We start from the raw sequence: 23784 nt of genomic DNA on the forward strand, positions 1-23784 counted from the left end.
GCCGACTACACCGCCGAACGCGCCTGGCTCATCGTCCGCCGGGGCCTGTGCACCTGCAGCGGTCCGCCGCCGCACGCCACACGCCCGCCGGCCGTTCGAAAACCCGCGCGGACCGCCAAATAAACACCCGGTTCATAAAATGTTCACGCCCGGTTCGCCTAGAGTTTAAGGAGAATCCATTCGAACTGCCCCTGGAGGGAGCGCCATGACCGTGATCCCGGGTCTCGTCCGCCGCGCCGCCGCCGAGGCGGAGCGCCATCTGCGCGAGGGCGCCGGCCTTCTCGGCAGGCTCGGGCGGGATCTGGAACGGTCTGCGGAGCTCGGGCGGCTCCTGCCCTCCTACATCGAGCGCATGGCGAGTCTAGAGCAGGCCGTCCGGGACCAGGACGCCGAGCTTCGCGCGCTGCGCACCGAGCTCGACTCGCTCGTCGGTCAGCTCAACGACCGGCTGCTGCCGCGCATCGACGAGCGGATGGACGACACCGAGCGTGACCTGGCCTCCGTCGCCACCAGCCTGATCCGCACCGGCCGCGACACCGCCGCCCACCGCACCCGGCTGGAGACCTCCGAGCGGCGCATCACCGACCTGCGCACCAAGATCGCGCAGCTGGAGCAGCGGACCGGCCTGTGGCGCGACCTCCAAGCCACCATGGCGCGGCTCGGCGACGACCTCGACGCCATGCGCGCCCGGGTGGCGCTGCGCTCCGCCGAGCCCCCGGCCGACGCCGCGCCCGCCCCGGTGCAGAACATCACCGACCGTCCGGCCTGACGGATGAGCCCCGCCGGACGCGGGAAACGCGCGGGCACGGAAATTGCGCGTGCGGTGTCCGCGAGAATGGACGCATGACGCAGCCGCCGGCCGAGCACCGAAGCAAAAGCCGCCCACCCGCCCCGCGCGGTTTCGCCAGCGACAATCAGGCGAGCGTCCATCCGGACGTCCTCGCCGCGCTGGCCGCCGTCAACGACGGCCACCAGCCCGCCTACGGCGACGACGACGTCACCGGGCGGCTCCGCGAGGTCGTCCAACGGCATTTCGGCGACCGCGCCGAGGTGTTCCCGGTGTTCAACGGGACGGGCGCGAACGTGGTGTCGCTGCAGGCGATGTCGGAGCGGTGGAGTTCGGTCGTGTGCGCCGAGTCCGCGCACATCAACACCGACGAGTGCGGCGCGTCCGAGAAGATCGCGGGCCTGAAGCTGGTCACGGCGCCGGCACCGGACGGCAAGCTGACGCCCGGCCTGGTCGAGGAGCGCGCCACCGGCTTCGGCAACATCCAGCGGCGCCGCCCCGCCGTCGTGTCGATCACCCAGAGCACCGAGCTCGGCACCGTCTACACCGCGCGGGAGACCGCGGCGGTCGCGGCGGCGGCGCACGAACGCGGCCTGTCGGTGCACATGGACGGCGCGCGGATGGCCAACGCCGCCGCCTCCCTCGGCCTGCCGCTGCGCGCCCTCACCACCGACGCGGGCGTGGACGTGCTGTCGTTCGGCGGCACCAAGAACGGGCTGCTGCTCGGCGATGCGATCGTCGTGCTGAACCCGGACGCGGTGCGCGGGGTGGAGTACCTGCGCAAGTCGAGCATGCAGCTGGCGTCGAAGATGCGGTACGTGTCCGCGCAGCTCACCGCGCTGCTTGACGGCGACCTGTGGCTGCGCAACGCCGCCCACGCCAACGCCATGGCCGGACGCCTCGCCGACGCCGCCCGCGCCGTGCCGGGCGTCGAGATCACGCAGGCCGTGCAGGCGAACGCGGTGTTCGCGATCGTCCCGAAGGACGTGGCGGAGCGGCTGCGCAAGCGGTTCCCGTTCTACACGTGGGACGAGCGGACCGGTGAGGTCCGCTGGATGTGCTCGTTCGACACCACCGAGGCCGACGTGGACGCGTTCACCGCCGCCCTCGCCGACGAAATGGACGAGATGTCCGCCTGACCGGCGCGCTCCCCGGGTGCGCCCGGGGGCGTCCCGGCCATCGGGATACGGGACCGGCGCGCGACCGGCCCGGCACGTTATCGTTGCACCGAACAGGATTCGGTACAGGAGGCGAGCCTGATGGCCAACCGCACCTTCGTCGTCGGCGTGGGCATGACCAAGTTCGAGAAGCCGGGCTCCCGCGACTGGGAGTACCCCGACATGGCCAAGGAGGCCGTCGGCAACGCCCTGCAGGACGCCGGCGTCGCCTACGACCGGATCGAGATGGCCTACGCCGGCTCGATGTACGGGTCGATGGGCCAGCGCGCCCTCTACGAGACGGGCATGACCGGCATCCCGGTGATGACCGTCCAGAACGCGTGCGCCACCGGATCCAGCGCGCTGTTCCTCGCCCGCCAGGCCGTCCGCGGCGGCCTCGCCGACTGCGCGCTCGCGCTCGGCATGGAGAAGATGAAGAAGGGCTCGCTCGGCGCGGGCATGGGCGAGTCCAAGGTCACCATCATCGACCACCACCTCACCTCGATGACCGCGGCCCGCGAGTGGGAGATGGACAAGGCGCCGATGCCGCAGATGTTCGGCAACGCCGGCCGCGAGCACATGGAGAAGTACGGCTCCACGCCCGAGCACTACGCGTGGATCGGCTGGAAGAACCACAAGCACTCGGTGAACAACCCGTACGCGCAGTTCCAGACCGAGTACTCCCTCGACGAGGTCAAGAACGCCACGATGATCTTCGACCCGCTGACCAAGCTGCAGTGCTCCCCCACCTCCGACGGCGCCGCCGCCGCGGTCGTGGTCAGCGAGCGGTTCGTGGACGAGCACGACCTGTGGGAGCAGGCCGTCGAGATCGCCGGCCACCACATCGCCACCGACACCCGGGAGAGCTTCGCCGGCAACTCCTCCATCCAGGTCGTCGGGGCCGGCGTCTCCCGGCTCGCCGCCCGCACCGCGATGGACGAGGCGCAGATCTCCATCGAGGACGTCGACGTCATCGAGTTGCACGACTGCTTCAGCGCCAACGAGCTCATCACCTACGAGGCCCTCGGCATGGCCGACGTCGGCGAGGGCCACAAGCTCGTCGACGACGCCGCGACCACCTACGGCGGCACGTGGGTCGTCAACCCGTCCGGCGGCCTCATCTCCAAGGGCCACCCGCTCGGCGCCACCGGCCTCGCCCAGTGCGCCGAGCTGACCTGGCAGCTGCGCGGCGAGGCCGGGAACCGGCAGGTGGACGGCGCCCGCGTCGCCCTCCAGCACAACATCGGCCTGGGCAGCGCCTGCGCCGTGGCGGTCTACAAGCCCGCCACCGCCTGACCACGGCCACCGCGGCGTGCCGCTCTCACGAGCACCGCGAGGAGAGCGGCACACCGCGACGGGACATGCCGTGGACGTGTGACAACAATTGACTCTTGTCTCATCTGGGCTATCCTCGCGGTAAGTGGTACTGCCAGGAGGCGTACCGCCAGGGGGTGTACTGCCAGGGGGTGTACTGCCAGGAGGTGTGATGCCCGCCCCGTCCTCCCCGCCCACCGTGGTCACCGCCGCCGCCCGCACGACCCCGCACACCGCCGCGCACGCACCGCTCGGGCCCGGGACGCTGCTGTGGCGCCACGCCGCCGACCTGCGCTCCCTGCTCCCCGGCGCCGCCGCCGGCCTCATGCAGCTCATGCACCCCGGCATCGGCGCCGGAGTCACCGAGCACTCCGCGTTCTTCGACGCCCCGTTCGACCGGATCCACCGGTCCGTCCCCCAGATCTGGGCGACGATCCTCGCCCCGGACGGCACCGCCCGCGCCCGCACCATCCGCGACCTGCACCGCGCCATCGGCGGCGTCGACGAGCACGCCCGCCGCTACCACGCCCTCGAACCCGAGACGTTCTGGTGGGCGCACGCCACCTTCACCTGGGAGATCTTCAAGGCCGCCGAGACCTTCCACCCCGGCACCCTCACCGCCGAGGACCACGAGCAGATGTACGCCGAGACCGTCACCTGGTACTCGCGCTACGGCGTCAGCATGCGCCCCGTCCCCGCCGACTACGCCTCCTTCCAGTCCAAGTTCTGGCACGTCTGCACCAGGCGGCTCGAACTCACCCCCGCCGCCGCCCGCGCCCTGGAGATCGCCAAGCACGGCTCGGAGACCATCACGATCCTGCCCGTCGGCGGCCACCGCCTCGACCGCGCCGGACGCCTCGTCATCGAACGCCCGCTGCGCCTGCTCACCTTCGGCTGCCTGCCCACGATCGTCCGGCAGCGCTTCGACATCCCCTGGACGCCGCTCGACCAGGCCCAGTTCGCCGCCCTCGCCCTCGCCAACCGGCAGGGCTACCGCATGATGCCCACCGGCATCAACCACTGGGCCCTCCGCAGCATGCTCCGCTACATAGGCGCCCACACCCGCCGCGAGAGATACCGGCCCGCAGCCTGATCACCCGCGCCGGTCAGCCCGCCGGGGCGGTCACCTGTTCGGCCAACCGGGGCCGGAGGGCCCGGCAGGCGGCGAGGATCCGGTTCACGTCGTCGTCGGTGAGGCCGGCATGGGTCGAGAGGCGCACCAGGGTGCGGCCCACGGAGGCCGTGGGCGGGAACAGCGCGGCACTGAAGATGTCGCGGGCCACCAGGGCGTCGCGCATGAGGGTCGCGTCGGCCTCCGACCCCGTCTCCAGCGCGATGATCTGCGTGTCGGACTCGACGAGCCGGTAGCCGAGGCCGACCAGGCCGTCCCGCAGGCGGCGCGTGACGGCGTGCAGGCGGTCGCGGCGGCGGCACTCCTCCCGGACGACCTTCAGTGCCGCGGCGAGGCCCGCGACGTCATGCGGCAGCAGCGTCGAACTGAACACGGCCGGAAGCGCGGTATGAACGAAGTAGTCCGCGAAGCCGGGACGGTCGCAGGCGATCAGGCCGGCACGCCCGGACAGGGCCTTGGCCAGGCTCGCGGTACGGAAGTCGACGCGGCCGGTCAGGCCCAGGGCGGCGACGAGGCCCTCACCGCGCGCACCGTGCGTGCCGAGCGAATGCGACTCGTCCACCACCAGGAGGCAGTCGTGCTCCTCGGCCACCTCCACCAGGCCGGGCAGCGGGCACATCGAGCCGTCGGTGCTGTAGACGGCGTCCACGGCGATCACTCCGGAGCCGCCCACCTCGATCCGGCGGCGCAGGTGGCCGAGGTCGTTGTGGCGGAAGTAGGCGAGTTCCGCGCCCGCGGTCCGCGCCCCTTCCCACAGCGACATGTGGGCGAGGGCGTCCAGGTAGACGGGGACGTCCGGCCCGGCGACCACCTGCATGAGCCCGGTGTTGGCCGCCCAGCCCGACGAGCACAGCACACCGGCCCGCGCGCCCATGTGCCGGGCGAACTCCGCGCCGAGGACGATCTGCGGGTGGTCGTCGGGAAGGCACGGGCCGGGCACCGGCGCAGCGCCGTCCGCCGCCCGCAGGCTGGCGATCATGGCGTCGGTGATCGCCGGATGCTCGGCGAGGGCGAGATAGTCGCTACAGGTCAGTACGATCGTCCGGCTGCCGAGGGCCTTGGCGGGCGACGGACGGCGACCGCCCCTGGTCCCCCGGAAGCGGCTGATGCGTTCGCCCAGTCGCTGGTGAGCGCTGGTCATGGTCGTCACTCTCCCCCACCATCAGATAGTCACATGCTGTAGCGGTCCCTGATCATAGTGTGAAAAGAATCTATGGCGGGAACCAAATACGCGCGCCGCACGGGAAAACTTCTCGATGTGGAACGTATCGTTCCGTTCTGTTATGATGGTGGCATGAACCAGATCACCCCCTCCCGCTGGACCGACCTCGACACCGCCCACGAGGCCCTGCGCGACGTCGTCCGCGCCGTCCCGGCCCACGACCTCGACCGCCCCACCCCGTGCGCCGACTGGACCGTCGCCCAGGTGATCCAGCACGCCGCCGGCGACCAGCTCGCCTACGCCTCGTCGATCACCGGGGAGCCCGGCCCCGACTTCGACCCGTTCGCCCCGTCCGGCAAGCTCGACGGAGCGCCGATGGACCTGGTCGACACCTGCGTGTCCGCCTGCGCCGCCGCCTGGGCCACCATCGGCCGCGACACCGCCGAGGTGGCCGTCCCCGTGCCGCCCGGCTCGCTCACGCCCGAGACCGGCGCCGGCGCCGCCGCACTGGACGCCGCCGTCCACGCCTGGGACATCGCCGTCGCCACCGGCCAGGCGTCCCCGCTCACCCCCGCCCTCGCCCGCACCCTGCTGGACGTCGCCGCCCAGATCGTCGAACCGCTGCGCCCGTACGGCGCCTACGCCGCCGCGATCGAGCACACCGGCGGAGACGACGTCGCCGCCCTCCTGCGCTACCTCGGCCGCGACCCGGGCTGGACGGCCTGAGACCCCGCCGGCGGGCCCGCCCCGCCCGCCGGCCACGGACGTCCGTCAGCGTTCGCGTCGAACCACCCTGCAGGTCGCATACTCTTCAACCAGGTCGCCGAACAATAAGGTGTGGAGACGATCGCCGCAGGCGCTGAAACCGCGGCGCCCGCCAAGCTCCCCGAACTTGGCGGGAACGCCGCCGCCCCACCCCGCATCCGTCGGACCCACCGGGTCCGCTGGGCCGTCCTCGGGGTCCTGCTGGCCGCCCTCGCCACCGCGGCTCTGATGACCACCGGCACCTCACGCCCGGCCCTGTCGGCGTTCCTGTCGGCGATCGGCCGCATGCACTGGGCGTACCTGCCCGTCCTCATCCTGCTGTCGCTGCTGCACTTCGTCTGCTCCGCCGTCGCGCTGCGCGCCGCGTCCGGCCGGCCGATCCCGCTCTACCAGACCACCCTGACGCAGTTCACCGCCGCGGCCGCCAACCGCGTCACACCGGGCGGCCTCGGCGCCGTGGCGGTCAACACCCGCTACCTCGTCTGCCGCGGGCTCCCGCTCCCCCAGGCCGCGGTCGCCGTCGCCGTCATGCAGGTGGCGGGCGTCCCCGCGGACCTCCTGCTGCTGGGCGCGGTCGTCGGGCTCGGCGGCGGGAACGGCCAGGTGCTGGACGCGCTGGGCCGGCACATCGCCCAGGCCGCCGGGCTCGTCCCGCCCCTCCCGCTGCTCATCGCCGCCGGGGTGCTGCTCGTGGCCGTCGCCCTGTGGGGGCGCCGCGCGTTCCGCTCCGCCGCCGTCGGGCGGGCCGTGGCCGGGCTCACCGGCCTGTGCCGCCGCCCGCGCGACCTGGCGGTGGTGCTCGCCGGGTCCGCCTCGACCACGTTCGCCCTCGGCCTGGCGTTCGCGCTCAGCGTCCTCGCCGTGCCCGGGACCTCCGCGGGCCCGGCCGACGTCCTCGCGCTCGTGGCCGCCTACCTGGTGGGGGCCGCGGCGGGTTCGGCGGTGCCGTCCCCGGGCGGCGTCGGCTCCACCGAGGCCGCCCTGGTCGCCGCGCTCGTGGCCCTCGGCATCGCCGCCGGCCCGGCCCTGCACGCCGTGCTGCTGTTCCGGGCGGTCACGTTCTGGGCGCCGGTGCCGCTGGGCCTGCTGACCTGCCGGACGCTCCGCCGCTGAGCGCCTTTACGTTGTAGATCATTAGAGGTGGAAGACGTGCTCGGCGTTGCCCGACAGGAACGCCTCCTTCGCGTCGTCGCTCAGCCCCAGGTCGTCCAGGCCCTTGAGGGCCCGCTCCGCCGTCATCATCGGGAAGTTCGTGCCGAACAGGACCTTGTGCCGCCGGTCCTGAGTCATGTACCGGACGAGTTCCGGCGGATACCTCCGCACCGTGTAGGCGGACGTGTCGATGTAGACGTTCGGGTGCTTCCGGCACACCGCGACCATCTCCTCCGTCCACGGATAGCCGATGTGCCCGCCGACGATGACGAGCTCCGGGAAGTCGAGCGCGACCTGGTCGACGTAGGGAATCGGACGTCCCGTCTCACTCGGACGCAGCGGACCCGTGTGCCCGACCTGCGTGCAGAAGGGGACGCCCAGTTCCACGCATTCGGCGAACAGCGGGTAGAAGCGCCGGTCGGTGGGCGGCAGCTCCCACAGCCACGGCACGACGCGCAGCCCCCTGAACCCCAGTTCGCGGACGCACCGCCGCAGCTCCCGGACGGCGTCCATGGGCTTGCGCAGGTCCACGGACGCGATGCCCAGCAGGCGCCCTGGGGCCTGCTCCACGAACGAGGCGACCTCGTCATTGCTCACCAGGGCGCCCTCCGGGCCGTACCAGGCGCTGATGAGCCCGACGTCCACTCCCCCGGCGTCCATGGCGCCGACCGTCGTCTCGACCGGCACCTCCTCCTCCGGAGGCTTCTGCCCGGTCCACCGCCACAGCGAATCCAGCATCTCGTGCTGGAGGAACCGCACCGTCCCGTGCTGCATCCACGCGTCAATCACCATGGTTACCTCCCACCGACCGCCATGCGGCCTCGCTAAGCGACACGACCTGTTCGCCGTCCGGCTCCGGGCTCTGGCCGTTCAGCCACAGCCGGCTCAACTCCTGCGCGGGCCCGAGCCACAGCACGAACGCCGTCACGACGTCGACGTCGATCAATTCCCCGTGGCGCACCTGAACGCGCCACCAGTTGCGCACCTCACGGAAGAACATCCGGTTGCGATCGGCCAGCCCGGTGCTCCCGGACGGACGTTCCGTGAACATGAACCTCGCCTGCTCGGGATGCTCCCTGCACCACCGCACGTGAAACGCCACCACCGCGGGCACCGCCCCGCGCGCGCTGTCATGCGCCCGGAGCTCTTCCAGGAAGGCGTCCTGATACATCGAAAGGCACTCGATGAACAGCGCCTCCGCGACCTGCTCCTTGCCCGCGAAGTGGTGGTAGAAGCTGCCCACGCTCACGCCGCTCGCCGCACGGAGGCTGCTCAGCGTCGTCCCGGCGACCCCGCTCCGCCCGAACAGCTCCAGCGCCGCGCGCAGCACCTTCTCCCGGCCGGCCTCGCTCACAGAACATTATTCTGGCATCACAGAACAATATTCTGTCAACCCCCGCCGGCCTCGGCTCCGTCCGGGTGCCGGCCTTTGCTCGCGTTCTTCGGCGCGGGCTCCTTCGCGGGCGTCACCATCGGCGGCCGGACCGCCGGCGCGCATCCGGCCGCGCTCGTCGTGACCGGCATGACGGCACTCGCCGCCGGGCGGACCGCCCTCACGCTGACGGCCGGAACCCGGCGGCGATGATCGTGCTCGTGTTCGTCCAGGGCATGCTCGCGATCGGCGCGGGCCCCGGCTACCGCTCACCCGTCCGGGTGGGCGCCTCGCCGACGGCCCTCGCCGTCATGCCTTTTTCCGCAGGTCGGTTCCGGCCGGGCTCTTCAGGACGGTCCGGGCGGAGCCGGTCAGGGCGGGCAGGTAGCCGAGCCGGTGCCCCCGCGCGGTCGGGTGGTAGGACGACTCGATCGGGATCGTCACCGCGTTGAGCCAGTCGTCGCCGGAGCACAGCTCGTGCCCGGCGAACTCGTCCCGGACGTCGGACCAGGCGAAGCCGGCGCGGCCCGCGGCCCTGGCGGTCACGCCCGCCAGGGTGTCGGCGGCCCCGTTGAGCGCGGTGCGCTTGGCGTTGCTCAGCCCCACGCACCAGTCGACGATCGTGTAGAGGCGCGGGTAGCCGAGCACCACCACGCGCGCCGAGGGGGACTTCGCCCGGATCTTCGAGTACAGCGAGTCGAGGCGTCCGGGCAGGGTGTTCCTCATGTAGCTCTCGGCCTGCGCCACCCTGCTCTGGCACGTCGAGGTCGAGTACAGCACGCACGTCTGCATCACGTCACTGAAGCCGGCGTCGTTGCCGCCGGCCGTGATGCTCACGAGCGTCGTCGAGGAGCCGAGCGCGCCGAGCTGCCCGCCGGCGACGTCCGTGGTGGTCGCCCCCGAGCAGGCGACGAACTTGAACGACTCCGTGGTGTGCGACGCCGCCCACAGGTTCGCGTAGGCGTTGGCGCTGCGCTTGCACGACCCGCTGTCCGGGTCGTAGCTTCCGGCCCCCGTGCCGGACGAGTAGGAATCCCCGAGTGCGACGTAGTTGGGCCCGGCCGCATAGGCGGCCCCGGACCACACCATTGAACCGGCGGCGAGAGTCACCGCACCAAAAGCGGACAGAAGGGGGCGGGAGAGACGCATCTGCACTCCGGAGCGACGAAGCGAATTGGGTCGCCCGACTTATACCCGTGCCGCCATTCTCCCAAGCACACTCCTGATCAACAACGTTTGTCATGATTTGCCGTAGAAATCCGCGATTCCTACCAATTCAAGATTGTCAAGACCCAAGAAGTAACAACCATTTCGGCCTGAATCACAATGGCCTCAGAAACCCCACCAGTCCATTCTTCACACGGCGTTCCCCGCGTGCCGTCCGCCGGTGCCCGCCGTCCGCCGGCCACGGACGCGGAGGATCTGCCGAACGCGCGCTGACGCCCGGGAACGCCGTGGACCAGCATGATCTCCGGGCCGCGACCTCGTCGGCGATGTCGAGGAGACCGCGGCGGTCGGCGTGCACGGAAAGCCGCATCGTCTCGACCCGGACACGAAGGGGGACGTTGACCTCATCACCATGATCGGGAAACGTGAAAGTACCGCCCGCCGCGGGGAGGCCGAGAAGCGCACGGCCAGGCGATTCTTCGTCCTGATAACCGGAGACGAACAGCGCGCTGCCCGGTTCGGGCAGAACCCTCCGCGCCCACTGGACGGCGGGGCCGCCATTCAGCATGCCCGAGGTGGAAATGACGCCCCGGTCCGGAAGGTGTCGAGTTCGGCGGGCCGGTCGGCGACCGCGGCGGCGCCCCCGAACACCCGCGGCCGCGGGTTCAGCGTCTCGAACACGGCGTCCCAGTCGAGCGGGCCCGCCTGCGCGACGGACACGAGGCGCCCCAGGGCGACCTCGCCGTCCAGCTTCAGCGTGTGCGGGTCCAGCGGACGCCGGCGGGCAGCAGTTCCCGGTTGGCCATGCGCGGGCAGCGGCTCGGTCTCGGGCAGCTCCGCCCCGTCCAACAGGGGTGAACACCCCTCCGGGCAGGGACCGCGCCGCCTGCACGGCCGCCTTCCCCGCGGCCCAGGCCATCGCGGTGAGCGCCGCGTCGATCTCCTGGCGCCGCCCGCTGACCGCCTCCAGCAGCGGCCCCGCCCGCCAGAGTTGGACGCTGGTTTCCACCGTGGTCCGCGAGCCCTCGTCCGCGGGTTCGGTGGACGGCCCCGGCAACGCCCTGTCCGGCTCTGAGCCGCGGCGAGATGACCGCCTCGTTCACCATGGCGGCGCTACTGCACGCTAGACGGCGCGGCCTCGCCCCATTCTCTTCCTGACCTGGTGCCAGGCGGCGCGGGCGTAGCCGTTCAGGCGCTCGCTGATGCGGCGCGCCCGGGGGAACTCGGTGCCCAGCAGTCCCAGTCCGGCGAGGATCGCCACGATCCCGGGCCCGGGCAGCACCAGCATCGCGACTCCCGCGACGATCAGGGCGAACCCGACGACCGTGACCGCGATCTTGCGCAGTAGCCGGACGGGCCCCCCGCGCCGCGGTATCGGCGCCGAGTCGGGCTCCGTCTCTGTTCGGTGCGTCACGCTCGCGGTCAAAGCGCCCCCCCGGGTCGTTGGCCTTTCCTTAGGGACGAACCGGAACGTCCCTAAGGATCCCGATCAGGCGCGGTGTGGCCGAAGCCACATCGATCAGGGGCGGCTAGCATTCGGCAATGGAGATCCGGTCTGCCGCGCTCCATGCGCGCGGGCGCCTCGGGACGGTGGTTCACCGGACGGCCGCCCGGATGTGGAAACGGCTCGGCGGGCGGATGCAATGGCGGCTCGCCCGGCTGAGGCATCGGACGTTCCTGGTGTACGCGGGCGGAATCGTCCGGGACGATCAGGGGCGGATCCTGCTGCTGCGGCACCGGCTCTGGCCCGCCTACCGCGCGTGGGGGCTGCCCGGCGGATACGTCAACGCCGGAGAGCGGCTGGAGGACGGCGTCGCCCGCGAAATCCGGGAGGAGACGTCCCTGGAAGTGGAGGTCGCCGGGCGTCCGGTCGGCCTCGCCAGCGGGTACCGGCACCGGGTGGAGGCGTACTACGAGGCGCGGGTGACGGGCGGGCGGCTCGAACTCGACGCGGCGGAGATCCTTGAGGCGCGCTGGTACGCCAACGACGAGCTGCCGAACGAGATGTCCCCGCGTCTGCGAAGCCTGATCGCGTCCCTGTAGCCGGGCTACCTCCGCGCGGCCCGCTCCGGGCCGGCCGGTCAATCCGGTTGGATCCTCGGATGCGCGCCCGCGCCGGCATGGGCGGCCTGTGGGCGCGGGGCCTACGGCTCCTCGCCGGGCCCCGGTCCCGGTGGTTCCTCGCTCGGCCCCTGGTCCGGCGGCTCATCACCGGGCCCGGTGGGCGGCGTCTCCTCGCTCGGCACCGGGGCGGACGGCTCCACGCTCGTCTCCCGATCCGAGGGCTCCGGCTCCGGGCTGGACGGCTCCGGGCTCGGGCTCGGCTCCCACGACTCCCATCCGGGCCAGGGTTCGCAGTCAATGCCGTCATGGTCGGCGTCGCGGTACCAGTGGTACTCGGGGTCCACGCCCTTGAAATACGGGCCGTATCCATGGGCATTGGCCTCCGCGCACGTGTCGAAGCGCGGATCGAGGGCGGTTCCGTCGCGTGGCTCCCGCGTCGCGGGCTCCTTGCCGGGCTCACCTGGCGTGGCGGGCGCCGGCCGTCCTCCGTCCGGCATATTCGGCGGGACCGGGGTGGACGGCGCCGCGGATCCGGGCGGCGTGCTCCGCGGGAACTCCTCGTCCGCCTGGCCGCACGAGGCGAGGCCGCCGAGAAGCAGAAGCACGGCGAGTGCGGCGAGGGCCACTGAGAACCGCCGTGTCGGACGAGCGTGGTGGGCAATGCGACCGGTGGGCGATGCGGGCATGGCGCGACCTTCATACGTGGAGTCCGCCGCACCAGACCTTCCACTTCACCCCAAAAGCCTCAATGTGGACATACGCAGCAGACATCGCAGCGGCAAACATCCATCTAAATACCGGGCGCGAACGTTCGGCCGAACGGTCACCGACCGGGCCGGGCGGCCCGCGGCGCGTCGACAGAGCTTGACCTCAACCATGCTCAAGGCTCCATGCTGGCACCATGAGCCTCACCGATCTTGAACGCGAATACCTCGCCACCCAGCGGCTCGGCCGCCTGGCCACCGTCGGCCCCAAGGGCGACCCGCAGAACAATCCCGTCGGATTCAGCTACAACGCCGAAACCGGCACTATCGACATCCGCGGCTACAACCTCACCAAGACCCGCAAATACCGCAACCTGCGCGACAACGACCAGGTCGCCTTCGTCATCGACGACCTGGCCTCCGTCAAGCCCTGGCGCGTCCGCGGCATCGAGATCCGCGGACGCGCCGAAACGGTCGTCGAGGACGCCTCGCAGGGCTTCACCACCGCCCTCATCCGCATCCACCCGGACAAGATCTTCACCTGGGGCATCGACCCGTCCGCCGACGGAATGACCAAGCGCACCGTCCCGTAGCCCCCCGCGCACCGGTCGACGAACAGCACCGTGGCCCCGGCTCCGCGTCCCACGCCGATGGGGGCGCGGCCGATGCGTGCTGATCGGCGACGCGATGCACGCGATGCCGCCCCACCTGGCTGCGCCGGTGCGGGCGGATGACGTGCACGAAATGGCGAGCGGGGGTGCGCGCTGTGGCGACCTCGAAGCCGGGCCTGCCGCCTACGGTCGGCGTAGCGCGCCTTCCCCGTTGTCGCGCTCGCCGAGGAGGGGAACACGGTGAAGACGAAAGCAGCGATACTCACCGCGGCTCGCCCGAATGGGCGGACATGCTGCCCGCGGCGCGCGCGAAACTGATGCTGCGGCTGGCGGAGCTCGTCGAGCGGAGCGCCGACGAGCTGTCCCGCCTGGAGACCACCGACCAGGGCCAGCCGCTGTACGTCAGCGGCGGCTCCATCGCCGGCCTGGCGGACCACCTCCGGTACTACGCCGGCTGGGCCACCAAGATCACCGGCGTGACCGCCTCGCCGTCGGTCCCGGACGTCGACTTCCGGACGCGCCGCGAGCCGCTGGGCGTGTGCGCGCTCATCGTCCCGTGGAACTTCCCGCTGCCGATCGCCGGCTGGAAGTTCGCCCCGGCGCTGGCGGCGGGCAACACCGTGGTGATCAAGCCGGCCGAGCAGACTCCGCTGAGCACGCTGCGCCTCGGCGCACTCTTCGTGGAGGCCGGCTTCCCCGACGGTGTCGTCAACATCGTCACCGGCGGCCCGGAGACGGGCCGGGCCCTCGTCCGCCACCCCAAGGTCGCCAAGATCTCCTTCACCGGGTCGACGGAGGTCGGACGGGAGATCGCGGCCGAGGCCGGACGGGCGCTCAAGCGCGTCTCCCTCGAACTGGGCGGCAAGGCGCCGAGCATCATCGCGGCGGACGCCGACGTGGACGGCGTCATCCAGGGCAACCTGCTGGCGGCGTGTTCAACTCCGGGCAGGTGTGCGCCGCGTGCACCCGGTACTACGTCGACCGCAAGCGGGCGGACGAGTTCACCGAGAAGCTCGCCGGCGCCGCGTCCCGGATGAAGCTGGGGTCCGGCCCCGACGCGGACACCAACCTCGGGCCGCTGGTGTCGGCCGAGCATCTCGAACGGGTCGACGGCTACGTGAAGATCGGCAAGGAGGAGGGCGCGGAAGTCGTCACCGGCGGCGCCCGGGCGGACGGCGAACTGAGCAGCGGATACTTCTACCGGCCGACGGTGTTCGCGGGGGTCGGCCAGGACATGAGGATCGCCCGCGAGGAGATCTTCGGCCCGGTGATGTCCGTCCTGCCCTACGACGACCCGGACGAGCTGGCCGCCAAGGCCAACGACACCGAATACGGACTGACCGCCTACATCTGGTCGCGGGACATCGGCACGGCCAACCGCCTGGCCCGGCGGATACGGGCCGGCAGCGTCTACATCAACACCTTCCCGATCCTGGACGCGGCCGCGCCGTGGGGCGGGATGAAGGCGTCCGGCCTGGGCCGGGAGATGGGCTGGGAGGCGATCGAGGCGTACACCGAAGTGAAGAGCATCTGGACCCACCTGTAGGACCGCCGCCCGGGCGGCGGGGGCCGGCGCGGCATCGTGGAGAGGCTGTGACAGGTGACGGTTACCTGGCATCGAGGACCGCGAGGTCGGCGACTCCGACGAACTCGAAGACGCGCTGTCGGACGTCTGCGCCCCGATGCGCATCAAACCCGACAGGGACCGGCCTTTCACCGGCGCGTTCCGCGGCACCCGCATCGGGGACGTCTGCATAGCCCGGGTCCGCAGCGCGCCGTGCACGATCGTCCGGCCCGCCGGGCTCATCCGCTCCACCGATCGCGAAATGCTCAAGCTGGTCTTCCTGGACGCCGGCCGCATCGGCATCGAACAGGCCGGCAGGCAGTCCCTGCTGAAGCCGGGTGACATGGTCGGCTACGAGACCGTCCGCCCCTACGCGCGCGAGCTGCGGTGCCTGAACACGGCCGAAAGCGTGATCGTCGCCGTCCCGACCCTCATCGCTGGGCGCACACGCCAGCCTCATGTCCCGCCACACCGCGGTAGCCGCCCCGACCGACACGTGGCTGCACGCAGCCATCGGCGGCTTCCTGCGCGACCTCGCCGACGTGGCCGGACCCTCGAACGGCAGCGCCGACCAGTACCTGGCCGACGCGCTCGTATCACTCGTGATCGCCCAGCTCACCAACGTCCTGCCGCCCGCCGCGCCTGACGGCCTCGCCGGCCGGGTCCTCGCGTACTGCCTGGCGCACCTGTCCGACCCCGAACTCTCGGTGGAGGCGGTGGCCCGCGCACACCGGATCTCCGTCCGCTACCTGCACAAGATCCTCCAGCCGCGCGAAGCGACCCTCTCGGCCTGGATCCGGCGGCACCGCCTCGAACGCATCCGCCGCGACCTCGCCAACCCGTCCCTGGCCGCCCAGACGGTCTCCGCGATCGCGGCCCGCTGGGGCGTCCTCGACGCCACCCACGTCAGCCGCGCCCTCAAGGCGGAACTCGGCCAGACCGCCGCCGACATCCGCCGCCACGGCACCCACGACCACATGGAGGTACCACCGGCAGAACGCCACACCACGATCCCCTGAACACCCGGACACCATCCCGCATCTGATGCGATGAAGAATTCTTCCTGCGGCTGGGAGAAGCGCGGCGATCACGCTATTGCCGCAGCGCTGAACTCCCACCTGGTGCGGCAGGTTCGACGGTTTCTCGTCTTCAGCGCTGAAGTCAACTGAAGCCGCGCGACCGCCCGCACTCCCCTGTGAATCCGGCCATACGGAGAAGGCCGGGAAGCACACGTCAAGATCGTCCGTACACGCCGCCACCCGACGAACCCGCGGCTCTCCTGGACGACCGCCTCGCCCGGAAATCCGCGCCCGCCCCCGCGCCCGCAAGATCGCGCAAGCGGCAAATGTATCCGTCGAGGGCAAGAGCGAAGACGGCGGGTACGAGCCGTGCGGAGAGCGCGACGTTCCCCGAGGCGAACGGACACGCGGGCGCCCGACGGCGACCGGCCCCGAACGAAGAGCCGGACCGGCCGCGAGCCGGTTTCCGGCTCGAAGACGAGCGGATCGACCGGCGAGCCGACAGCCACCCGCGCGCTGGTCTCCGGCGTGACCCTCAAGCACTTTGCCAGAGGGACAATCGGTGAAGCCCATCTCAGCCAAAGGGAGCTTGCTTCATATCTGACCAAGGGCGGGCCGAGGTTTGACGCACGGATTCCCTGATACCGTCCTCGATCGGCTCGCCCGCCCATGACCTTGCGTACTGGGTTGCATAAGGGACTATGCCCGTTTGCCCCTGGGACGTGGAAATGCCGGGATCCGCATGGCGGTCGAAGACGCGAGTAATGGCGGCATCTCGCTAGAGCCGGCCGGGCGACGCTGCGGCACAGCCCGCCGCCGACGATGCGATGGCGGTTCACGATCGGTCGGGTGGGCAGTTGAGCCAGGCGCGAAGCACGGAGTACGGACGCAGCCGGAACGCGTCGCGCGTAAGATCACCCCGCTTGTCGTTCTCCATCCCCTGTGCCCGAGTCCCGACCGTGACGTGGCGCGGTCCGTGCCGTGCCGGGCCGGGCCGGGCCGGATGCCTGCAGCGACCCATCCATGGATGACCGATGCGATGGACGGCGCGAGCGAGGAGCGCAGGGAAGCCTCGACGACGAGTTCGCCCGACCGCAGCATCACGATGATCAGCCTCGACTCGGTCGAATCCGAGGTCACCGGCATAAGCGTTTCGGCGACAACACCCGCCGGCCTGCCGATGACCCGACACATCCGCCTTCACGGCGCACCGGGCACGGCCAGCTGTAGTCTCCACTTGAAATTGCCTCCGAACGGCCGTGGACAGAGCCCGGGACAGGCCCTATCCTCCGAACCCGAAAGCACTTACCTCATCAAAACGACCAAATCCACCACTGTCCGAACGAAACCCGAGGCCAGGTCACGGTAAAGCATCGGTTTCATTATCGTGTCGCGCTGCGGGGCTATCCGTTGACACCAAAGGAAAGGTCCAGACATGGCGGAAACCCCGACGGGTGGTACCGAATCCAGAGGCGATCCGAGCGACACCGTGGCATCGAGTGCGGGGGAAGGCCCCCTCGCCGAAGGGGCCCGAAAGCTCGGTCTGCGCACGGACCCCACCATCTTCTTCGTCTCGGCGGGGTTGATGGTCCTGTTCCTGCTCCTGATGCTGCTGTTGCCCGGCCAGATCAACGACGTCTTCAGCTCGGGCCGGGACTGGATCGTCACCAATCTGGGCTGGTTCTTCATCCTCGGAGTGACCACCTGGCTGGTCTTCCTGGCATGGGCCGCGCTCAGCCGGTACGGCAACCTCCGGCTCGGTGGTGACGGCGCCCGCCCCGAATACGGGAACCTCTCCTGGTTCGCGATGCTCTTCGCCGGCGGCATCGGCACCGTCCTGATGTTCTGGGGCGTCGCCGAGCCGATCACGCACTTCGCCGAGCCCCCGGTCGCCGGGGTGGAGCCGTACTCGGTCGAGGCCTCCCGCCAGGCGATGGACTTCTCCCTCTACCACCTGAGCCTGCACACCTGGGCGATCTTCACCCTGCCCGGCCTCGCGTTCGGCTTCTTCATCTACCGGTACAACCTTCCGATGCGCGTCAGCTCGGTGTTCTACCCGTTCCTGAAGGACCGGATCCACGGCCCGATCGGAAAGACGATCGACATCTTCGCCGTCCTGGGGACCCTGTTCGGCCTGGCGGTCTCGCTGGGCCTGGGCACCTCGCAGGTCGCGGCCGGCCTCGGCGCGCTGACGCCGCTGTCGGACGGCGTCGGCACCCGCGTACTGGTGATCACCGTGCTCACCGCCGTCGCGGTCGGCTCCATCGTGGTCGGCCTCGACAAGGGCGTGAAGCGGCTGTCGAACATCAACATCCTGATGGCCGTCGGGTTGATGATCTTCGTGCTCTTCGCCGGGGGCGAGACCGTCTTCCTGTTCCGCCAGATCTTCGAGAGCACGGGGCGGTACCTGGAGAGTCTCGTCGGGCTGTCCCTGTGGAACGACTCCATGGCCGACTACACCAAGGAAGGCGGCTGGGGCTGGCAGAAGAACTGGACCGTCTTCTACTGGGCCTGGACCGTCACCTGGGCGCCGTTCATGGGGGTGTTCCTGGCGCGCATCTCCAAGGGCCGCACGATCCGCCAGTTCGTCGGGGGCGTCCTGCTCGCGCCCTCGCTGTTCACCGTGGTGTGGTTCGCCATCTTCGGCTGGTCCGCCATGCAGATCGACGGCATCGGCGGCAGCGGCGGTGACCTGACCCGTGAGGTCGTCACCAACGAACAGGTCCCGCTGGCGATGTTCGAGTTCTTTTCGAACTACCCGGCGGTGACCCTGATCCAAGGAATCGCGGTCCTGGTGGTGGCGCTGTTCTTCGCGACCTCCTCGGACTCGGCGTCGCTGGTCGTGGACATGCTCTGCGTCGGCAAGGGCGACGCCGGCCCGGTGCGGCAGCGCGTCTTCTGGGGCGTCTCCGAGGGCACCTTGGCCGCCTCGCTCATCGTGCTCGGCGGCGACGAGGCCCTGGGAGCCCTGCAACAGGTCATCACGGTGATCGGGCTCCCGATCTTCCTCCTGTCCTTCGTCATGATGTTCAGCCTCGCGGTGGGACTGAGACAGGAGTCGCACGCGGCGTACGCCGCGCAGCTCGACAAGATGCAGCGGCGGTCCGAACCACCGGCCGAGTCGAAGACACCCCCCAAGGAAGTGGCCAGCGGCTCCACCGAAAAGTCCTGACCGGCTCCCTCCGACCCATCGGCGGCGCGCGGACGGCACCCGTCCGCGCGTCGCCGGCCTTTGTCGGCATGCCGGTCGACGATCAGCACCGGGCTCACATCGTCGCCGGCGCGGCGCCACACCTCGCCCGGTCGTTGCCGCTCGGTCCGGCAAGTGCGCCGCCGTAGCCGGCGATGGCGCTGTCAGGCGTCGTCGAACAGGCGGAGGCGGTGGGCGGTGGCCGCTGCCGCGCCGCGGCCGGTGACGCCCAGCTTGGTCAGGATGTTGGACACGTGCACGCTCACGGTCTTCGCGCTGATGAAGAGCCGTTCTCCGATCTGCCGGTTGGTGTGCCCGGCCGCGACCAGCCGCAGCACCTCCGTCTCCCGCTCGGTCAGCCCCAGGCGGTCAAGGGCGTTGCCCGCGGCGGGGGTGTCCGGGTCGAGAGTGAGATGGGCGTCGAGAGTGAGATGGGCGTTGCGCGCCAGTACCCGGATCTCGTCCAGCAGCGGCGTGGCTCCCAGCCGGCCGGCCGCCTCGGCGGCTCTCCGCAGCCGGACCGCCGCGCCCTCCCGGTCTCCTGTGGCCAGGGAGCGTTCGCCCGCGCTCAGCCCGGCACAGGCCATCTCGAACGGCCGCTCCAGCCGCTCCCATCCGTCCGCGACCTCGGCCCACATCCCCGCGGGCCCCGCGCCGTTGATGTCGGCGGCCGGTGCGTGTGCGCTGAGTTCGGCGGCCACGTGGCCCGCGTATTGCGCGCGCAACGGCGTGTCCGTGGGGAGGCGGGCTTGGGCGGCGCGCAGTTCGGCGGTCAGGCGGGTATGGCGGGCCTCCGTGGTCACCGGACGAAGCAGGGAGGCGATCCGGGCGGCGGTGAGCAGCATGGGCCAGACGGCGCGAGCGCCCGCGGCGGCCAAGGCCTCGGTGAGCAGTTCGCAGGCGTGGTCGTGACGATCGTCGCGGACGGCCAGCGATGCCGTCACCGCGACGGCCTGGGGGCCGGGTGGTCCGCCTGACATCGAGCCGGCCGAGGCCGACTCCGCACGGGCGGTGTCCCACTCGCCTCGGGCCAGGGCCGTCTCCGCCAAGAGGAGGTGCAGTTCGGCGGCGGGCTGCCCCTGCGGGTCGCGTTCGAGAGCGGACCGGGCCGCGGTCACCGCCTCGTCCCACGCGCCGGTCGCGGCGAGTGCCGTGCCCAGCCGGGACGCCAGGTGGGTGCCCAGAGTCCGTTCCAGGCCGCACTGGCGGGCGGCGGTGAGGCCCTCCCGCGCGGCGTCGCACGCCTCCCGGTGGTCGCCGAGGACGTTGCAGGTCTCGGCGATATTGAGGCAGGCCCGCGCGATGCCGACCGGATCGTCATGATCGCGGGCGAGGTCGCGGGCCCGGCCGAGGACGCGCAGCGCCTCGTCGTGGGCGCCGGTGCCGGCGAGCGCCCAGCCCAGCGTGATGCGCACGTTGATCTCCAGGGCGGTGTCGCCGTGCTCGGCGGCGAGCCGGGCGGCTTCGGCGGCGGCGTCGCGGCCCCGTTCGGCGGCTCCGTGCATCGTGAGCACGGCGGCGGTCAGGTCGAGGATCCGGGCGCGTTCGGGTCCGGTGACCGCGGGCAGCAGCACGCTCGCCTCTTCCACCGCGGTGAGCGCCCCGTCGCGGTTCAGTTCGTGCAGGGCGATGCCCCGCTGGGCGAGGAGGCGCGCCACCCGCGCGGGCTCGCGGACACGATCGGCTTCCGCGAGCGCGCGGTCGATCAGGTCCAGAGCCCGGAGCGGCTCGCCGGCCCAGTTGGCCGCCGCGACCGCCGACTCGAACAGGGCGAGCCGGACGGTGCCCCGGCGCCCGGTCTCGGGCACCCGATGCCACAGCTCCAAGGCCCGTTCGAGCAGGTGCGCCTGTTCCGCGGGGGCGGAGAGCCGCTCGGCGACCCGCGCCGCCTCCTGCGTGGCCGCCAGCGCCTCCGTGGCCCGGCCCGCGCCGTGCCAGTGGAACGCGAGTTCGGCGGCGTACCGGTCCGGCGCGACGAGCCCGGGGTCGGCGCGCAGCGCCTCGGCGTATGCGCTGTGCAGGTCGACGCGTTCGGCGGGCAGGAGCTCGTCGACGACCGCCTCCAGGATCAGCCCGTGCTGGAAGGCGTAACCGTCTCCCTGGGCGATCAGCACGCGGGCCTCGGCGGCGGCCCGCAGCGCGTCCAGCAGGGCCGGTTCGTCCAGCCCGGAGGCGGCGCCGAGCAGGCCGTGCGACACTCGGCGCCCGCCCACCGCGGCCACCTCCACCAGCCGCCGTGCCCGCGGGGCGAGCTCATGGACGCGGACCAGGAGCAGGTCGCGCAGCGAGTCCGGCAGGGGCCCGTCGCCGGCTCGCGCGAGCTCCTCCGCGTAGAGCGGATTGCCGCCCGAGCGCCGGTAGACCTGGTCGGCGAACGCCGGGTCCGCCGCCGCGACCAGTTCGGCGGTCTCGGTCCGCGACAGCGGCTCCAGCGTCGTCCGGCGCACCCGGTCCAGCCGGGCCCACCGGGCGAGGAACGGGCGCGCCGGATGGCGCCGGTCCAGATCCGAGCGGCAGGTGACGACGAGCAGCACCGGGGCGGGCCGCGGCGCCCGGACCAGAACCTCCAGCAGGTCGCGCGTGGACCGGTCGGCCCACTGCAGGTCGTCGATCAGCAGCGCCGTGGGCCGTTGCCCGCCCAGCCCGCGCAGCAGCGCGGTGAACAGGTCGAACAGCCGGGCCTGGGGGTCGGGGCCGCGCTGGTCGGGGTCCAGCTCGGGCAGCAGCCGCAACAGCCCGTCCACGCCCGGCAGCAGCCGTCGCAGCTCCCGCGGACCCGGTTCGTCCACCAGCCGGCGAAGCACGGCGGTGATCGGCGCCAGCGGCAGCCCTTCGGTGCCCAACTCGACGCAGGCGCCCCGCAGCACCCGCATGCCGCCGCCGGCGAGGTCCGCGCCGGCCCGCTCCAGCAGACGTGTCTTGCCCATCCCCGGCAGCCCGGTCACCAGCACCGCCTGCGGCTCCCCGCCCCGCGCGCCCCGGGCGGCGGCCACGACGGCGTCCAGCACCGCCCGCCGCCCCACGAACGCTGTCACGCCCCGAGCGTACTAAGGCCCCTCAGCCCGGATCTAAGGCACCGGATAGGACATCGCTCCGAAGCGAGACCGCCCCGCTCAGCGCGAGGCTCCAAGGCACCGGTCACCGCACCGCCGAAAAGGAGCCGCATCATGACGCACCAGGGCGTCCCGCCACGGGCGGAAGCCGGGCCGGGGGATCCTCGCCGCTGGGGCGCGCTGGCCATCGTGCTGCTGGCCGTGTTCATGGACCTGGTCGACATCACCATCGTTGTGGTCGCCGCCCCGGTCATCCAGGACGATCTGGGCGCCGCCAACGCCGACGTCCAGTGGATCATCGCCGCGTACGCGCTCGGCCTCGGGCTGCTGCTGATCACCGGTGGGCGGCTGGGCGACATGCTCGGCCGCAAACGCGTGTTCCTGACCGGCGTCGCCGGATTCACGGCCGCCTCCGCCGCCTGCGGGCTGGCGCAGGGCATCGGTATGCTGATCGCCGCACGCACCGTCCAGGGAGCCGCCGCGGCCATGATGGTGCCCCAGGTGCTGGCCACCATCCAGGTGGCGTTCCCGCGTGAGGAACGTCCCAAGGCACTGGGCATGTACGGCGCGGTGAACGGGCTCGCGGCGGCCGCCGCGCCCATCGTCGGGGGGCTGCTGGTCGGCAACGACGTGTTCGGGCTGGCCTGGCGCTCCGTGTTCTGGGTGAACGTGCCCATCGGTCTGGCCACGCTGGTCGGCGCCGCCGTGCTGATGCGCGAATCCCGCTCGCCCCGGCCGCCCCGCCTGGACCTGCCCGGCGTCGCCCTGGTGACCGCCGGCCTGCTGCTGGTGCTGTATCCGCTGATCCAGGGCGCGGAACTGGGCTGGCCCGGCTGGGTGTGGCTGATGATGGCCGCCGCCGTCCCCGCCCTCGCGGCGTTCGCCCGCCTCCAGGCTCGCCGGGAGAGCGGGCACACGCAGCCGCTGATGCCGGCGTCGCTGTTCCGGCGGCGGTCGTTCGTGGCCGGGCTGGCCGTGGTCATCGCCATGTTCTCCTCGATCACCGCGCTGTTCCTGGTGCTCACCCTCCAACTCCAGCAGGGGCACGGCTTCTCCGCGCTACGGGTCGGCCTGACCTTCCTGGCCTGGCCGCTGGGGCTGGCCGTCACGTCGGGCCTGGCGGTGCGTCTGGCCGGCACGGCCGGACGCCGCCTGGTGGCCGTGGGGGCGCTGGCGCTGACCGCCGCCATGGTCGCGCTGATCGGCACGATCGCCGTGGCGGGAGACGGGCTGGGCGCCCGGCACCTGGTGCCCGGACTGCTGCTCGGCGGCCTCGGCTTCGGGCTCGTCGCCCCGGTCCTGGTCGGCATCGTCCTGTCGGCCGTGCCCGCCGCCGACGCCGGCGCCGCCTCCGGTGTGGTCAACACCGTCATCCAGGTGGCCGGCGCAACCGGAGTCGCCGTCGTCGGCGCGCTGTTCACCACGCTGCTGGCCGGCGGACGGGACATCGACACCGCCGCGCAGTGGTCCCTCGGCTACGCCGTCGCCGCCTTCGCCCTGGGACTGGCCCTCACCCGCGCACTGCCCTCCCGAGCCCGCTCGCTGTAGATCCGCCACTTCATGAAGGGATA

General features: G+C 71.7%; 23 protein-coding genes and 1 pseudogene. 15 read left to right on the forward strand and 9 right to left on the reverse strand.

The features are described from left to right. The first annotated feature begins 205 nt into the window (after nucleotides 1-205). The 4 genes from ACTWPP_RS34140 to ACTWPP_RS34155 all read left to right on the forward strand — a co-directional run bounded on the left by ACTWPP_RS34140 (nucleotide 206) and on the right by ACTWPP_RS34155 (nucleotide 4351). Nucleotides 206-769, forward strand: coding sequence for a hypothetical protein (locus tag ACTWPP_RS34140; protein WP_443108527.1), 564 nt, complete (start codon nucleotides 206-208; stop codon nucleotides 767-769). 74 nt (nucleotides 770-843) lie between these two features. Then, complete coding sequence (locus tag ACTWPP_RS34145) at nucleotides 844-1926, forward strand: threonine aldolase family protein (protein ID WP_443108528.1); 1083 nt, start codon at nucleotides 844-846, stop codon at nucleotides 1924-1926. Nucleotides 1927-2046: 120 nt separating this feature from the next. Continuing rightward, nucleotides 2047-3240: a thiolase C-terminal domain-containing protein gene (locus ACTWPP_RS34150; protein ID WP_443108529.1), complete on the forward strand. Its 1194-nt coding sequence runs from the start codon at nucleotides 2047-2049 to the stop codon at nucleotides 3238-3240. Nucleotides 3241-3430: 190 nt separating this feature from the next. Then, nucleotides 3431-4351, forward strand: coding sequence for an oxygenase MpaB family protein (locus ACTWPP_RS34155; RefSeq protein WP_443108530.1), 921 nt, complete (start codon nucleotides 3431-3433; stop codon nucleotides 4349-4351). Between the two features lie 13 nt (nucleotides 4352-4364). Here ACTWPP_RS34155 and cqsA read toward each other — a convergent pair whose 3' ends face one another. Further along, the gene (gene cqsA / locus ACTWPP_RS34160; RefSeq protein WP_443108531.1) at nucleotides 4365-5531 is read right to left on the reverse strand and encodes an alpha-hydroxyketone-type quorum-sensing autoinducer synthase; all 1167 of its coding nucleotides are present in this window, start codon (nucleotides 5529-5531) and stop codon (nucleotides 4365-4367) included. 153 nt (nucleotides 5532-5684) lie between these two features. Between cqsA and ACTWPP_RS34165 the strand changes: the two genes are divergently transcribed. Next, nucleotides 5685-6278 carry a TIGR03086 family metal-binding protein gene (locus ACTWPP_RS34165; RefSeq protein ID WP_443108532.1) on the forward strand — a complete coding sequence of 198 codons (594 nt, stop codon included), beginning with the start codon at nucleotides 5685-5687 and terminating at the stop codon, nucleotides 6276-6278. A gap of 111 nt (nucleotides 6279-6389) precedes the next feature. Continuing rightward, the gene (locus ACTWPP_RS34170; RefSeq protein WP_443108533.1) at nucleotides 6390-7430 is read left to right on the forward strand and encodes a lysylphosphatidylglycerol synthase transmembrane domain-containing protein; all 1041 of its coding nucleotides are present in this window, start codon (nucleotides 6390-6392) and stop codon (nucleotides 7428-7430) included. 21 nt (nucleotides 7431-7451) lie between these two features. Here the strand turns inward: ACTWPP_RS34170 and ACTWPP_RS34175 are convergent, their stop codons facing one another. Further along, a complete protein-coding gene (locus ACTWPP_RS34175) occupies nucleotides 7452-8261 on the reverse strand; it encodes an amidohydrolase family protein (protein WP_443108534.1) in 810 nt (269 codons plus the stop codon). Next, complete coding sequence (locus ACTWPP_RS34180; RefSeq protein ID WP_443108535.1) at nucleotides 8251-8823, reverse strand: TetR/AcrR family transcriptional regulator; 573 nt, start codon at nucleotides 8821-8823, stop codon at nucleotides 8251-8253. The genes ACTWPP_RS34175 and ACTWPP_RS34180 overlap by 11 nt, the downstream gene beginning before the upstream one ends. Nucleotides 8824-8898: 75 nt before the next feature. Here ACTWPP_RS34180 and ACTWPP_RS34185 point away from each other — a divergent pair, with 75 nt between their 5' ends. Continuing rightward, nucleotides 8899-9054 carry a hypothetical protein gene (locus tag ACTWPP_RS34185; protein WP_443108536.1) on the forward strand — a complete coding sequence of 52 codons (156 nt, stop codon included), beginning with the start codon at nucleotides 8899-8901 and terminating at the stop codon, nucleotides 9052-9054. A 96-nt stretch (nucleotides 9055-9150) separates the two neighbouring features. Here the strand turns inward: ACTWPP_RS34185 and ACTWPP_RS34190 are convergent, their stop codons facing one another. The 3 genes from ACTWPP_RS34190 to ACTWPP_RS34200 all read right to left on the reverse strand — a co-directional run bounded on the left by ACTWPP_RS34190 (nucleotide 9151) and on the right by ACTWPP_RS34200 (nucleotide 10857). Beyond that, complete coding sequence (locus ACTWPP_RS34190) at nucleotides 9151-9930, reverse strand: SGNH/GDSL hydrolase family protein (RefSeq protein ID WP_443108537.1); 780 nt, start codon at nucleotides 9928-9930, stop codon at nucleotides 9151-9153. Between the two features lie 232 nt (nucleotides 9931-10162). Next, on the reverse strand, nucleotides 10163-10576 hold the full coding sequence (locus ACTWPP_RS34195; protein ID WP_443108538.1) for a hypothetical protein: 414 nt from the start codon (nucleotides 10574-10576) through the stop codon (nucleotides 10163-10165). Continuing rightward, nucleotides 10570-10857, reverse strand: a complete 288-nt coding sequence (locus ACTWPP_RS34200; RefSeq protein ID WP_443108539.1) for a hypothetical protein — start codon at nucleotides 10855-10857, stop codon at nucleotides 10570-10572. Before ACTWPP_RS34200 ends, ACTWPP_RS34195 begins: the two co-directional genes overlap by 7 nt. A gap of 5 nt (nucleotides 10858-10862) precedes the next feature. Between ACTWPP_RS34200 and ACTWPP_RS34205 the strand changes: the two genes are divergently transcribed. After that, nucleotides 10863-11135 carry a hypothetical protein gene (locus ACTWPP_RS34205; protein WP_443108540.1) on the forward strand — a complete coding sequence of 91 codons (273 nt, stop codon included), beginning with the start codon at nucleotides 10863-10865 and terminating at the stop codon, nucleotides 11133-11135. On the opposite strand, the gene ACTWPP_RS34210 is transcribed toward ACTWPP_RS34205, so the two are convergent. Beyond that, a complete protein-coding gene (locus ACTWPP_RS34210; protein ID WP_443108541.1) occupies nucleotides 11132-11422 on the reverse strand; it encodes a PGPGW domain-containing protein in 291 nt (96 codons plus the stop codon). The genes ACTWPP_RS34205 and ACTWPP_RS34210 overlap by 4 nt on opposite strands. Before the next feature lie 128 nt (nucleotides 11423-11550). Here ACTWPP_RS34210 and ACTWPP_RS34215 point away from each other — a divergent pair, with 128 nt between their 5' ends. Then, nucleotides 11551-12051, forward strand: a complete 501-nt coding sequence (locus ACTWPP_RS34215; protein ID WP_443108542.1) for an NUDIX domain-containing protein — start codon at nucleotides 11551-11553, stop codon at nucleotides 12049-12051. A gap of 101 nt (nucleotides 12052-12152) precedes the next feature. Here ACTWPP_RS34215 and ACTWPP_RS34220 read toward each other — a convergent pair whose 3' ends face one another. Then, nucleotides 12153-12698: an excalibur calcium-binding domain-containing protein gene (locus ACTWPP_RS34220; protein WP_443108543.1), complete on the reverse strand. Its 546-nt coding sequence runs from the start codon at nucleotides 12696-12698 to the stop codon at nucleotides 12153-12155. 275 nt (nucleotides 12699-12973) lie between these two features. Here ACTWPP_RS34220 and ACTWPP_RS34225 point away from each other — a divergent pair, with 275 nt between their 5' ends. From ACTWPP_RS34225 to ACTWPP_RS34245, 5 genes and pseudogenes are all read left to right on the forward strand, one after another. Continuing rightward, the gene (locus ACTWPP_RS34225; protein WP_443108544.1) at nucleotides 12974-13369 is read left to right on the forward strand and encodes a PPOX class F420-dependent oxidoreductase; all 396 of its coding nucleotides are present in this window, start codon (nucleotides 12974-12976) and stop codon (nucleotides 13367-13369) included. Between the two features lie 335 nt (nucleotides 13370-13704). Beyond that, nucleotides 13705-14933: pseudogene (locus ACTWPP_RS34230) on the forward strand (aldehyde dehydrogenase family protein). Between the two features lie 136 nt (nucleotides 14934-15069). Further along, on the forward strand, nucleotides 15070-15597 hold the full coding sequence (locus ACTWPP_RS34235) for a hypothetical protein (protein ID WP_443108545.1): 528 nt from the start codon (nucleotides 15070-15072) through the stop codon (nucleotides 15595-15597). Between the two features lie 70 nt (nucleotides 15598-15667). Then, nucleotides 15668-15970, forward strand: a complete 303-nt coding sequence (locus tag ACTWPP_RS34240) for a helix-turn-helix domain-containing protein (RefSeq protein ID WP_443108630.1) — start codon at nucleotides 15668-15670, stop codon at nucleotides 15968-15970. Between the two features lie 1435 nt (nucleotides 15971-17405). Then, complete coding sequence (locus ACTWPP_RS34245) at nucleotides 17406-19142, forward strand: BCCT family transporter (protein WP_443108546.1); 1737 nt, start codon at nucleotides 17406-17408, stop codon at nucleotides 19140-19142. A gap of 182 nt (nucleotides 19143-19324) precedes the next feature. Here ACTWPP_RS34245 and ACTWPP_RS34250 read toward each other — a convergent pair whose 3' ends face one another. Then, complete coding sequence (locus ACTWPP_RS34250; protein ID WP_443108547.1) at nucleotides 19325-22195, reverse strand: ATP-binding protein; 2871 nt, start codon at nucleotides 22193-22195, stop codon at nucleotides 19325-19327. Nucleotides 22196-22327: 132 nt separating this feature from the next. On the opposite strand from ACTWPP_RS34250, the gene ACTWPP_RS34255 reads away from it, so the two are divergent. Further along, nucleotides 22328-23761 (forward strand): MFS transporter, encoded by a 1434-nt coding sequence (locus ACTWPP_RS34255; protein ID WP_443108548.1) that lies wholly within the window; start codon nucleotides 22328-22330, stop codon nucleotides 23759-23761. Nucleotides 23762-23784 lie beyond the last annotated feature (23 nt).

This window comes from Actinomadura sp. 3N407 (assembly GCF_052245875.1).
Taxonomy (GTDB): domain Bacteria; phylum Actinomycetota; class Actinomycetes; order Streptosporangiales; family Streptosporangiaceae; genus Spirillospora.

Excerpts from the sequence above, each read along its gene's own strand:
- ACTWPP_RS34140 (WP_443108527.1), top strand. The coding sequence starts at position 206 with ATGACCGTGATCCCGGGTCTCGTCCGCCGCGCCGCCGCCGAGGCGGAG.
- ACTWPP_RS34145 (WP_443108528.1), top strand. The coding sequence starts at position 844 with ATGACGCAGCCGCCGGCCGAGCACCGAAGCAAAAGCCGCCCACCCGCC.
- ACTWPP_RS34150 (WP_443108529.1), top strand. The coding sequence starts at position 2,047 with ATGGCCAACCGCACCTTCGTCGTCGGCGTGGGCATGACCAAGTTCGAG.
- ACTWPP_RS34155 (WP_443108530.1), top strand. The coding sequence starts at position 3,431 with ATGCCCGCCCCGTCCTCCCCGCCCACCGTGGTCACCGCCGCCGCCCGC.
- cqsA (WP_443108531.1), bottom strand. The coding sequence starts at position 5,531 with ATGACCAGCGCTCACCAGCGACTGGGCGAACGCATCAGCCGCTTCCGG.
- ACTWPP_RS34165 (WP_443108532.1), top strand. The coding sequence starts at position 5,685 with ATGAACCAGATCACCCCCTCCCGCTGGACCGACCTCGACACCGCCCAC.
- ACTWPP_RS34175 (WP_443108534.1), bottom strand. The coding sequence starts at position 8,261 with ATGGTGATTGACGCGTGGATGCAGCACGGGACGGTGCGGTTCCTCCAG.
- ACTWPP_RS34190 (WP_443108537.1), bottom strand. The coding sequence starts at position 9,930 with ATGGTGTGGTCCGGGGCCGCCTATGCGGCCGGGCCCAACTACGTCGCA.
- ACTWPP_RS34195 (WP_443108538.1), bottom strand. The coding sequence starts at position 10,576 with ATGCTGAATGGCGGCCCCGCCGTCCAGTGGGCGCGGAGGGTTCTGCCC.
- ACTWPP_RS34215 (WP_443108542.1), top strand. The coding sequence starts at position 11,551 with ATGGAGATCCGGTCTGCCGCGCTCCATGCGCGCGGGCGCCTCGGGACG.
- ACTWPP_RS34225 (WP_443108544.1), top strand. The coding sequence starts at position 12,974 with ATGAGCCTCACCGATCTTGAACGCGAATACCTCGCCACCCAGCGGCTC.
- ACTWPP_RS34235 (WP_443108545.1), top strand. The coding sequence starts at position 15,070 with ATGCGCATCAAACCCGACAGGGACCGGCCTTTCACCGGCGCGTTCCGC.
- ACTWPP_RS34245 (WP_443108546.1), top strand. The coding sequence starts at position 17,406 with ATGGCGGAAACCCCGACGGGTGGTACCGAATCCAGAGGCGATCCGAGC.
- ACTWPP_RS34255 (WP_443108548.1), top strand. The coding sequence starts at position 22,328 with ATGACGCACCAGGGCGTCCCGCCACGGGCGGAAGCCGGGCCGGGGGAT.